11 protein-coding genes and 1 other RNA gene are annotated in these 11,520 nt (G+C 41.4%); 10 read left to right on the forward strand and 2 right to left on the reverse strand.

Annotated elements, in window-relative coordinates; genetic code table 11:
* Window positions 1-11: 11 nt before the first annotated feature.
* The 7 genes from rnr (at window position 12) to P397_RS0104650 (ending at window position 7,794) form a co-directional block, all read left to right on the forward strand.
* Window positions 12-2,369 carry a ribonuclease R gene (gene rnr, locus P397_RS0104625; RefSeq protein ID WP_026832187.1) on the forward strand — a complete coding sequence of 786 codons (2,358 nt, stop codon included), beginning with the start codon at window positions 12-14 and terminating at the stop codon, window positions 2,367-2,369.
* A gap of 32 nt (window positions 2,370-2,401) precedes the next feature.
* Window positions 2,402-2,872 (forward strand): SsrA-binding protein SmpB, encoded by a 471-nt coding sequence (smpB, locus tag P397_RS0104630; protein WP_014971147.1) that lies wholly within the window; start codon window positions 2,402-2,404, stop codon window positions 2,870-2,872.
* Between the two features lie 58 nt (window positions 2,873-2,930).
* Window positions 2,931-3,289, forward strand: a transfer-messenger RNA (tmRNA) gene (gene ssrA / locus P397_RS17740).
* Window positions 3,290-3,529: 240 nt separating this feature from the next.
* Window positions 3,530-4,771, forward strand: coding sequence for a hypothetical protein (locus P397_RS0104635; protein WP_028105785.1), 1,242 nt, complete (start codon window positions 3,530-3,532; stop codon window positions 4,769-4,771).
* A gap of 2 nt (window positions 4,772-4,773) precedes the next feature.
* A complete protein-coding gene (locus P397_RS0104640; protein WP_028105786.1) occupies window positions 4,774-5,304 on the forward strand; it encodes a hypothetical protein in 531 nt (176 codons plus the stop codon).
* Window positions 5,292-7,211: an AAA family ATPase gene (locus P397_RS0104645; protein ID WP_028105787.1), complete on the forward strand. Its 1,920-nt coding sequence runs from the start codon at window positions 5,292-5,294 to the stop codon at window positions 7,209-7,211. The genes P397_RS0104640 and P397_RS0104645 overlap by 13 nt, the downstream gene beginning before the upstream one ends.
* A gap of 73 nt (window positions 7,212-7,284) precedes the next feature.
* Window positions 7,285-7,794, forward strand: a complete 510-nt coding sequence (locus tag P397_RS0104650) for a GNAT family N-acetyltransferase (RefSeq protein ID WP_028105788.1) — start codon at window positions 7,285-7,287, stop codon at window positions 7,792-7,794.
* Window positions 7,795-7,849: 55 nt separating this feature from the next.
* Here the strand turns inward: P397_RS0104650 and P397_RS0104655 are convergent, their stop codons facing one another.
* Complete coding sequence (locus P397_RS0104655) at window positions 7,850-8,215, reverse strand: winged helix-turn-helix transcriptional regulator (protein WP_026827604.1); 366 nt, start codon at window positions 8,213-8,215, stop codon at window positions 7,850-7,852.
* A gap of 203 nt (window positions 8,216-8,418) precedes the next feature.
* Here P397_RS0104655 and hxlA point away from each other — a divergent pair, with 203 nt between their 5' ends.
* The 3 genes from hxlA to P397_RS0104670 all read left to right on the forward strand — a co-directional run bounded on the left by hxlA (window position 8,419) and on the right by P397_RS0104670 (window position 10,529).
* The gene (gene hxlA / locus P397_RS0104660) at window positions 8,419-9,054 is read left to right on the forward strand and encodes a 3-hexulose-6-phosphate synthase (RefSeq protein WP_026827605.1); all 636 of its coding nucleotides are present in this window, start codon (window positions 8,419-8,421) and stop codon (window positions 9,052-9,054) included.
* Window positions 9,055-9,603, forward strand: a complete 549-nt coding sequence (gene hxlB, locus P397_RS0104665; RefSeq protein WP_028105789.1) for a 6-phospho-3-hexuloisomerase — start codon at window positions 9,055-9,057, stop codon at window positions 9,601-9,603.
* Between the two features lie 158 nt (window positions 9,604-9,761).
* The gene (locus P397_RS0104670) at window positions 9,762-10,529 is read left to right on the forward strand and encodes a hypothetical protein (RefSeq protein WP_028105790.1); all 768 of its coding nucleotides are present in this window, start codon (window positions 9,762-9,764) and stop codon (window positions 10,527-10,529) included.
* A 74-nt stretch (window positions 10,530-10,603) separates the two neighbouring features.
* Here the strand turns inward: P397_RS0104670 and hisJ are convergent, their stop codons facing one another.
* Window positions 10,604-11,398: a histidinol-phosphatase HisJ gene (gene hisJ / locus P397_RS0104675; protein WP_051523884.1), complete on the reverse strand. Its 795-nt coding sequence runs from the start codon at window positions 11,396-11,398 to the stop codon at window positions 10,604-10,606.
* Window positions 11,399-11,520: the final 122 nt, after the last annotated feature.

The raw sequence follows: 11,520 nt of genomic DNA on the forward strand, positions 1-11,520 counted from the left end.
GAGGTGTCACGTTGGAATTACGTGAACGCATATTAGAGGTCATCGCGGCGGACGAACGTCCGTTGTCGATTGATCAATTAACGAAAAAACTGGAATTAACGGATACGGCACAGTTCAAGGAACTGATCCGGACGTTAAATGAACTTGAAGAAGAAGCGCTTGTTGCGCGGACCCGTTCGAACAAATACGGAACCCTCGCTCAAATCGGACAAGTTGCCGGAAAAATCTCGGTCCACCAACGTGGATTCGGATTCGTTTCACCGGAAGACGGTTCTGCCGGCGATATCTTCCTGCCGGCACCGGAACTCGGCAATGTCTATAACGGGGACCGTGTCCTCGTCAAAGTTTTTGCTGAATCCAACGGCGGAGACCGCCGCGAAGGCAAGTTGCTCAAGATTCTCTCACGCGGACCGGCTGATTTCGTTGGGACGTTCGTCAGTCCAAAAGGACGGATTGAGTCGATCGCCTACATCGAACCGGATGATTCGAAGCTGACGTTCTTACCGGTCGTCGCAAACGAAGATACGCTTGGTGCCGTCGACGGCCATAAAGTCCTCGCGCGGATCACGAAGTATCCGGACGGCCGTTACGCCGGAACCGCCAAAGTCTTACAAATCATCGGGCATAAAAATGACCCGGGTGTCGATATCCTGTCGATCGTCCACAAGCACGGCATCAATGTCGACTTCTCGGACGCAGCAATCGCGGAAGCAAATGACATTCCGGATCAAATCGATGAGAAAGATCTCGTCGGTCGCGTCGACTTACGCAACGAAGTGACGGTCACGATTGACGGCGCTGATGCGAAAGACCTCGATGACGCGGTCCATGTCAAGAAACTTGCGAACGGCAACTACGAGCTCGGTGTTCACATCGCCGACGTCTCGCATTACGTCAAGGAAGATTCACCGCTGGACGAAGAAGCCCGCGAACGCGGGACCAGTGTCTATCTCGTTGACCGGGTCATTCCGATGATTCCGCACCGTCTGTCAAACGGAATCTGTTCACTCAACCCGCACGTTGATCGGTTGACGCTCAGCTGCATCATGGAAATCGACCAGAACGGTGCTGTCGTCAACCATGAGATTTTACAGAGTGTCATCAAGACGACGGAACGGATGACGTACACCGATGTCCGGAAAATCATCGAACGTGAAGACGAAGAAGTGGTCGCAAAATACCACGATCTCGTCGCCAACTTTGATCAGATGGCGGAACTGGCTGCGATCCTCCGCGAACGCCGCTCCCGCCGTGGCGCGATCAACTTCGACTTCCCGGAAGCAAAAGTGCTCGTCAACGAAGAAGGCAAGACAAGCGAAATCATCCTGCGCGAACGGTCGGTTGCCGAAAAACTGATCGAAGAGTTCATGCTCGCCGCGAACGAAACGGTGGCGGAGCACGTCCAGCACCAAAAACTGCCGTTCATGTACCGGATCCACGATGAGCCGAAAGCAGAACGTCTCGATACGTTCTTCAAATTCATCGCGAACTTCGGGATCAACGTCGAACGCAAAGGCGAGTCGGTCGCACCGAAGACGTTGCAATCGATCCTGAACGCCGTGGAAGGCGAACCGGAAGAAGCCGTCGTCAGTACGGTCATGTTACGGTCGCTCCAGCAAGCGAAATATGACGTCGAACCGATTGGTCACTTTGGTCTGTCGACTGATTTCTACACGCACTTCACGTCACCGATCCGCCGGTATCCGGACTTGATGGTCCACCGTCTCCTGCGCGAGTACATCATCTTTAATGATAAATCGCAAAAGACACAGGACCGTTATTCTGCGATTCTGCCGGAAATCGCCGATCACGCTTCAAAACGGGAACGTCGTGCCGTTGACGCCGAGCGGGAAACAAATGCACTGAAAAAAGCCGAGTATATGGAACAACACATCGGCGAGACGTTTGAAGGGGTCGTCAGCGGAGTGACCAACTTCGGCATGTTCGTCGAGTTGCCGAACACGATCGAAGGACTCGTTCACATCCAGGCAATGACGGATGACTTCTACCGCTATGACGAAGCGAACTATCAATTGATGGGCGAACGGACGAAACAACAGTTCCGGATCGGCGATGTCGTCGAAATCAAAGTCACCGGTGTCAACATCGATGAGAAGACAATCGACTTCGCAGTCGTCGGGATGCCGGAACGCCAACCGAAAAAACGCTTTGAGTCGAAGACGATCCGTTCAACGGGCGGCCGTCCGGGACAAAAACGCGACGACAAGAAAGACGACCGTCGCGGGAAGTCGAAACGTCCGAGTAAGCCGAAGGACCAGTCGAAAGGCAAAGGATTCGCGCTGAAAGACAAGAAGGATAAACCGCCGTTCCATAAAGCGGTCTCGAATAAAAAACGGAAGCGCAAATAAGCGCTTCTGTTTAGAAATGTGGTGGAAGAGAGATGCCAAAAGGTACAAGTTCAAAAGTATTAGCCAACAACAAACGGGCGTCGTTTGATTATGCGATTGAAGATACGATCGAAGCGGGTCTCGTCTTGACGGGAACGGAAATCAAATCGGTCCGTAAAGGAAAAATCAGTATCGGCGACGCGTTCGTCCGCTTCGACGGCGGGGAAGCGATTCTCTGGAACTCGAACATCGCCCACTTCGAACAAGGGAACCGGTACAACCACGAACAGCTCCGTCCGCGGAAACTGTTGCTGCACAAAAAACAGATCGCCAACTTGATGGGACTCGTCTCGCGCGACGGCTACACGATCGTGCCACTGAAGGTCTACATCAAAAACGGCTATGCGAAATGTCTGATCGGACTCGGTCGCGGGAAGAAGAAATTCGACAAACGTGATGATCTGAAGAAGAAGGATGCGAAGCGCGATATCGACCGCGCATTACGCGACAAGCAAAAGTATTGAACCCGTAACACTTTTCTGCTATTATAATAGTATTCGGAAAGCCCCAATTTTATATCTTGGGGACGTTACGGATTCGACGGGGGTAGTTCGGTCTTCTGTGGCGTGTCGAGGGGTCGGCCTCGTTAAAACGCATCAGCCATAACTGGCAAAACTAACACACAACTCGCAGCAGCTTAATAGCTACTACGGATCCTAGCAGCCGTCGCCTGGTCGGCTGATTTCTAGGGTCTCACTTTAAACAGGCTACGCTTGGACCCTTCCGTCTGGAGGGAAAGAGAAGAGATGGAATCAGACTGGTCGGACGGACGCCTGTCAATTGGCAGCCTGACGACGAGATCCCAATAAATTGACTACACACGTAGAAGCTTAAGTATACGATGCCTTCGGACGTGGGTTCGACTCCCACCGTCTCCATACCCTGAAATCTTAAGGATTTCAAAGATTGTCAAAACCCTTGTAAACTAAGGGTTTTTTTGTTTTTTCATTTAAACATTGAATATGTAATTACCTATTGTAATCACAATTTAGAAATCGACTTATTTAAAAGTGAATCAATTAATAGTTTGGAAGTTGATTTTATTTAAAATTATAATGTGGTTAATGGTTACATTTTTAGGTTAAAATGTATACATATTTGTGTTCCGAAAGGTGAATAAAATGCAGGAATTTAATATCGATACAATTAATAGAGACGCAAGTGATAAATATAAAGGATTTAGATATCAAAAATTTCGAGTTGCTATAAAAATGCTACAGTTAATAAAAAAAAATAATCGAAACAATATTATTGCGTTACCTGAATTTAGAGATGATGGACATTTCGTTGATGAAAATGGCAATGAATACTTGGAACAAGACAAATTATATGAGAAGGGCTTTTCTTTTAATTCTTCAGAAATTCAAAAATCAATGATAAATTTTTTGGATAACTTTATTGAGTTAAAAAAAGATCCATACATTAATTTTATTTTTTTTACTAATACTACATTTAAAGGTGAGAATCAAACTAAAAAGTTAACGGAATTAGGATTAACTGTTTTACAAAAACCAGTAATTCAGTACTTAGTTGATAAAGATTTTGAAAAAGATGTAATAGATTTTGTTTCTAAATATTTAATTAATATATATAAAGAGACATACGATATTCAAGAGGACAAACCAGATACATATCATGTAAATTACATTACTATAAAAAAAATGGAAAGCGAAGAATGGATAAATTTTTTATCAAAAGTATCGTTTAGATTTGGCGAGGGAGACTTAGATAAATTATCAGAAGAATTAGAAAGAGAAATTAGTGAATGTCAATTCTTTTCAGCAGAACATCTTGGAAAAGAAAATTTAATTAAAAGAAATTTATTAGATGTTATTGATGAACGAATGACACAAAAACATGTAACTCAAAAAATTATTGGTGTAGATTCAGTTAGATACATTTATAAAGAAGTTGAAAGTAGTAATAGTGAATTAGTAATTGATGAAGTGCATTTACATTGGGAGAATATCGAAAATGAATTAGAAAATGATTCAATAAGGAATCTTAAAGAAAAAATTCTTTGTGTTTGTCCAGAAATTAACGAAAAAACACTGAAAAAGTACACTAGAGAATCTGTAACCGTAAAAGATGAAATAAAAAGATTTGATAGAAGGCAGATCAACTCTCTCAGATATAGAGTATACGAAAGTATGGGTATTTTTTTTGAAGAAGAATTCAATTACAGTGAAATTTTAACAATTGACATGCTAAATGAAACTATAAAATTATTAAAGGAATTTGTATTAAAAGATATTGATCAATTAAAAAAAGATTATAGTTACGGTATAAAAAATGACATTGCGGTGAAGAAGATGACTATGTTGCTAATTGATGAATGTTTTTATTCATTTGATGAGGTGTAAATATGGATGATATTTTCAAGAAAAAAAGACTTTTGTACGATAGGAATGAAGATTTATATTTTTTAACATACAATGTAATCTTAATTTTATCAGAACTAGGTTGTACAACTGAAAAAGGTAGTTTTAAAGATTATAGAAAATTGATATTTTTAGTACCGATAATTTCTGATGATAAAAGTACGCAACTCTTAATAAATTATTATAAAAGTAGTAAAAATCCTAACAAGTATATTGTTAAAGAATTAAACAGAATTTACTACAGTTCGCTTGAAACAATAACTTTATTAAGGTATTTATTACTGATTTTAGAAAGAAAGAATATAATTAAAATTATTAATGAAGAAAACAAGGTTAATATTGTTTTACTAGAAAATGAAGACGTAAAACGATTTATTCAAAGTCCTATCTTTTTTAATGAAAAAACTAGGATTAATAAAATCAAAAAAAGAATCAAATCAATAAAACGATTAAATTATATAACTTTTGTAGACGGATTCTTTAAAATGAATGGAGTAGCTATATGGGAAAATTGAGAATAAATTCTTTAAAGTATAGAGGAAAGAAATATTATTATCAAAACAATCAATTTGGAAATGGCTTAAATTTATTAGTAGGTGATAACGGTAACGGGAAGTCTACTTTTACATATTTAATTGTTTATTGTTTAGGTATAAATGTAGAATTTTTTAAGGAAGGCCATAGAGAACCTATAGTTCAAATTCTAAATGATACAAACAAATCTGTTGAATTAGATATAATTATCAATGAGGAAAACTACATTTTAAGAAGAGGGATTGGTGAAAATATAATTAGTGTGTATGATATTGAAGCAGAAAAATACACATCTTATAGCGTACATAGATTAGGTTTGGTTTATCAAAAAGAAAAAATGACATTTTCTGATTGGATTATGAAAAAATTAAATATTGAATACATAGAAATCGAACAAAATGACTCTGTACATCGTTTAAATTTTGATGATTTATTTAGATACATATATTATGATCAATTAACTGAAAATAAAAAAATAATTAGCGATTTTGGAGTGCAATCTTCCGATTATTTTAAAAATAGTAATATCATGAAAAGAAGTATTTTCGAAGTGTTGATGTCTGGATATAGTGATAAGTATTATGAAAAGTTTTTTGAGCTTAAAGCACTTAATAAAAAATTAAATATCGAAAAGCAAAAGTTGAAATCCATAGAAATAATTCAATCTGAAATACTTAAACAATTGAGTAAAAATGATATTACCGATATAAATGCAGAGCTTAATGACACTAAAGTGGAGTTAAAAAGATTAATTGGTATTAGAGAAGATGTTAAACGGGAAAGGTATTTTGGAGAAGAGGTAGTATCAAGAATCCAAGATATTCAGAATAGCATTGTAGTTGAAACACATAAATTGAAAAATTATGAATATAAATTAAATTCGATATCTGAAGATTTATCAAAAGCTCTAAGAGTGAAAAGTGATTTAAAGAGCGAAATTGAACAATTAGACAGAATATTATTTACCTCACAATTCATAGACTTAATAAATAATGAAGAATGTCCATTTTGTCTAGAAAAAATAGATTTAGAAGAAAATAAGTGCATTTGTGGATCAGAACATAATTTGGATTTCTCAAGATTTATATATTCGGATAAAGAATATATTCAGCTCTTGAAAACAAAAGTAAAATCTTCAGAAACTATAAATGAAGTAATAATAGGATACAAAAAAGAATATGCACAACTTGAAGAAATTATTAGAAAAATTAAAGAACAAATAAAAAAATCCGTGAACGAAGTAAAATCTATCACTAATGATATTGAATCAAACTCTAATATCTCTACATTAGAAGAAATTACTGATAAAATAATCCCTTTAAAAGAAACTGCTTCTGAATTGGAAATTCTAAATGAAAGAATTAAAGATGTAAAATTATCAAAGACCTTAATCAATAAACTTGAGCATAATATTTTTGAGACTAAAGAAACCTTAAAAAAATTAGAAGAAGAAAAGGATAATAAATTTCAAAGAAACATAGAGCAATTTGAGAAAATATATAGTGAATATTTGACAGACTTTTTTAATGGTAGTGAAGATGAATACTTTGTTAAATTAGATAGAAATTATTATCCTTTTATCGGAAAGTATAAAGAACAAAGTTTTAATGTTCCAAGACGGCTATTTTTTTATCTTTCGCTGTTAAAATTATCATTAGATTCTGACTATCAAATTACTTTTCCAAAGTTTTTGATAATTGATACTTTAAAAGCCGAAGGGATCGAAATTTCTCATTTAAAAAAAATATTTACTTACATCGAAGAATTTAATGACTTAGATTGTCAAATTATTATCACAAGCGGTTATGATGAATTTGATGAACAAGTTCAAGGGGATTACTTGATTGATTATCTATCTCCAGAGAACAAGTTATTAAAAGAAGTGTAAAACTATCAACAATCATAATTAGTAAAATCAAGTATACATGAGTTAAATGAATAAAAGAAATGAGGCAGGAAAAATGATACGACGTGCCACCTTGATGGACGGAAAAGCCTTATCGGATTTGATGCGACGGATTGATCGGGAAACGAAATATATGTTGTATGAACCGGAAGAACGTAGCATGTCGACGGAGCAGGCGGAAGCGTTCATCGAACGGTTTGGTCAGGCGGCAAACTCAGATATCTTTGTCGTCGATGTCGATGACCAACTTGTCGGCTATGTGTTGGTCGTCGGTGGAAAACCAAGTCGAATCCGTCACCGGGCAAACCTTGTCATCGGCTTGCTGGATGCCTATACGGGGCGCGGGCTTGGTGCGGGATTGCTCGAAGCCGTCGATGCGTTTGCCATTGAAGCGGGACTCGTCCGGCTCGAACTAACGGTCCGGAAAGATAACCTGCGGGCAATCGAGCTTTATCATAAGTTCGGCTTCAACATCGAAGGAACACGGATTGCCTCGCTGTTTATTGACGGTGAATACGTCGACGAACTGGCGATGTCGAAAATATTTACAGCAGAAGAAGTCTAAAAAAGATGCTCGGTTGCCTCCTCTCAGATTGAGACGGGACAGACGAGCATCTTTTTTATTGCGATAATTTTTGTTGTTCGAACTCGACTTCGAGGACATTTTTGGCATAATCCTTACCCCAGTCATACATCGCGTCTAAAATCGGCATCAGACTATGGCCGTGTGGTGTCAACGAATATTCGACCTTAGGCGGAACAACCGGATAGACTTCCCGGTGAATGATATGGTGATCTTCCAGCTCCCGTAACTGATTGACGAGCATCCGTTGCGTAATACCGGGCATCAGACTTTTCAGCTCTCCGAAGCGTTTTGTACCTTCTTTACCAAGGTGCCAAAGAATCAGCATCTTCCATTTCCCCCCGATGATTGATAGGGTCAATTCCTTTTCACAGTTAAACTGCCGGTCTTCAAAATGTGGCATCGTCCCACCTCCTTTTTTAGTATAGCCCTCTTGTCATCGACAGTATACTTTTCCGCACTATGTATGAAAAACCGCACTATGTAAATTAAAAGTGCGTACTTCCCAAGTTCGTCTATCAGGATTATATTTAGTCATGTTCCTTCACGAACGTCAGAAGGAAGTGCCAGGTCCATAAATAGAGAGAAGAATGGGAGAGATCAATTATGAAATTACAACTCGCAATCGATTTAGTCGATACAGCAGGTGCCATCGCTTTAGTCAAAGAAATTGGTGAAGAAAACTTGGATATCGTTGAGATCGGGACACCGGTCGTCATCAACGAAGGACTTCGTGCCGTTAAAGAAATGAAAGCGGCATTCCCGAATTTAACGGTTCTCGCCGACTTAAAAATCATGGATGCTGCCGGCTATGAAGTCAGCCAAGCTGTCGCACACGGTGCCGATATCGTGACGATTCTTGGAGCAGCCGAAGATATGTCGATCCAAGGTGCGGTTGAAGAAGCGAAAAAATCAGGCAAGAAGATTTTGGTGGATATGATCGCTGTCAAAGATATCGCGACACGTGCGAAAGAGCTTGATGAACTTGGTGTTGACTACATCTGTGTCCACACAGGTTACGATCTTCAAGCCGTCGGTCAGAACTCGTTCGAGGATCTCGCAACAATCAAATCAGTTGTTAAAAATGCAAAAACAGCAGTTGCGGGCGGCATCAAGATGGAGACATTACCGGAAGTCATCGCAGCACGCCCAGACCTCATCATCGTCGGTGGCGGAATTACCGGACAAGACGACAAACAAGGAACAGCGTCAACGATGCGTCGGATGCTGCAAGAGGCGTAAATGACACATATTCAAACGATTTTACAAGAGCTGACGTCGACGGTGGAAGCGATTGATCAAGCCGAGACGACGCAACTCGCCGAAGCCGTTCTGAAGGCAGACCGGATCTTTCTCGCTGGAGCCGGTCGCTCCGGCTTGATGGGCAAAGCGTTTGTCATGCGTCTGATGCACATGAACTTCGATGCGTATGTCGTCGGTGAGACGGTCACCGCGAACTTGCGTGAAGGAGACTTGTTGATCATCGGATCAGGATCCGGTGAGACAAAAACACTCGTTCCAATAGTCGAGAAAGCGAAACAGATCGGTGGAACCGTCGCGGTCGTCACGATTGAGCCGACGTCGACACTGGCGAAGTTAGCGGACTTAACCGTCAAACTGCCGGGAGTGCCGAAAGAGCGGACAGCCACGGCGGATGAAACGGTTCAGCCGATGGGATCATTGTTTGAACAAACGATGTTGCTGTTTTACGACGCATTGATTCTTCACATCATGGCGGCGAAACAACTTGATTCAAAAACGATGTACGGCAAACATGCTAATTTGGAATAGAAGAAATCATAAGACCGGTAGACGTGTGTGACACGTTTGCCGGTCTTTTTGGTATAATTTTCAAAAAGGTATTTCCATTTGTGTGAGTTTATTCGGATGACAGAAAGAATCGACTTGTGATAATGAGAGAAACGAAGGGGTAGAAAGGAGGACGGGGAATGCGTTTTGTAAAGCCGATGACAATCATCGTATTGATCAGCAGTTGTCTCCTGTCGGGATGCATGTCTGAGACGGAAGAACCTGTCGTGAAACCGCCTGCTGACGTTAAATCAGTAAAACCAGTTAAAGAAAAAAATGAGGTGGAGGAATTTTTAATCAAAGAGCCATCGAAAGATGCGGATACACCGGGAAAAGCGGCCGTCGAACAGATTCAACTGACATTTAAAAATGGACAAACGGCTGTCCCGACCGAAGACGATGTCTTGTCGGAAGCAATTCTCGGTCAAAAAGCGGTTGTCAGTCTGCATGCACCGGAAGAACAGAATGATTACATAGTTTTGTTCTATGAAAGGGTTAATCGTTGGACATTAACCGGGATTCTTCCTGTGACGGGGCCGAATACATCCGGGCGTTCGGAATCACGTGGATTGAAGCTTCCGTTTTCAACGTTTAGGTCAGACGAAATGACCTGGAGTGATACGAAAGACGCACCAACCACATGGGCGTTTGCCGGGAAACAGGCGATCATCACGGTCTCGAAGCTGTCACAACAAACGATTGACGATAATCAATCAGCGGTCGTGACATTATCAAACGGAATTGAAGCATACATCCATGAGACGAAGCGGGAAGCCAGTTTGTCTTATCAGGACGGCGAACAGACGGTTCTCTTAGCCGGAAACGTCCCGGTAGCTAGTCTCAAAACACTTGCGGAATCACTGCCATCTGTCAGCTCTCTGTCGTTTCCGTATGCTGAAACGGAATGAAAAATCGCCCGTTTCCCGCAACTCCTGACAGAGTTGATGAAAACGAGCGATTCTTTTTTTACATATTTAATGTCTTACCACTTCATATCAAAATCAGCACCGACGTCTTTCGCTAGGTGCGCATCCGATCCGTAAACGAGCGGAATGCCTAAAGACTGAGTGAGTTGCAGGAGTTCCGGGTAAGGATAGGAAAGACCGCATAACGGTTTCCGCAATCCTGCCGTATTGAGATCAAGCGTAAAGTCCGCCTGGCGGATTTTCCGGACCGTCTCATCCAAGTTCGCCGGCGTCTGCTCGAGCGGATAGGCTTGGATGAACTTCGTCGGCAACGTCAGGTGACCGAGGCGTTTTGGCTGATGTGTGCCGAGGTTCGTCATGACGAGCGCCTGGATGCCTTCATAATACCGTTCGTGAGCCGCCGTGACACTGCCTGTCGCCGTGACGATCTCACCAAAACTTTCCTTGCTGAAGTCGACCATGTAATACCGATCCTCGATCCAGAGGTAATGCAGCGACAGGATACCGTCCGTCAGCTCGGGACCATAACGGGCGATGATGTCCCGCGTGCCGTCGACGTCATGCTCCCAGTAATCAAACTCCATTCCGATCCGGATGTCGATATCGTTTTTGTATGTGTCGCGTAACGTTTTCAGTTCTTCAATGTAGCGTTCGGCGGTCGCAAACGACATCCCGGAATCGTTATCGGGTGCCGGATCGACGAGTCCTTCCGGCAGCGGGGCGTGCTCGGTGAAGCTGATCCGTTCGAGACCTTGTACCAGGGCACATTCGATATACGCTTCGAGTGGATCCTTTGTTCCGTGTGGACAATACGGGCTGTGGACGTGACCGTCCCATTTGATCAATTGCATGACAAAACCTCCAATATGTTTTTTTCAGTACGAAAACAGGCAAAAGGATTGACAATCGAACCACAAAAAAGGTATCTTATCGTTAAATAATTTAGCGTGGTACAGTGATAACAAGATAAAGG

The sequence above is a fragment of the Exiguobacterium undae DSM 14481 genome (genome assembly GCF_000620805.1).
GTDB classification, from domain to species: Bacteria; Bacillota; Bacilli; order Exiguobacteriales; family Exiguobacteriaceae; genus Exiguobacterium_A; species Exiguobacterium_A undae.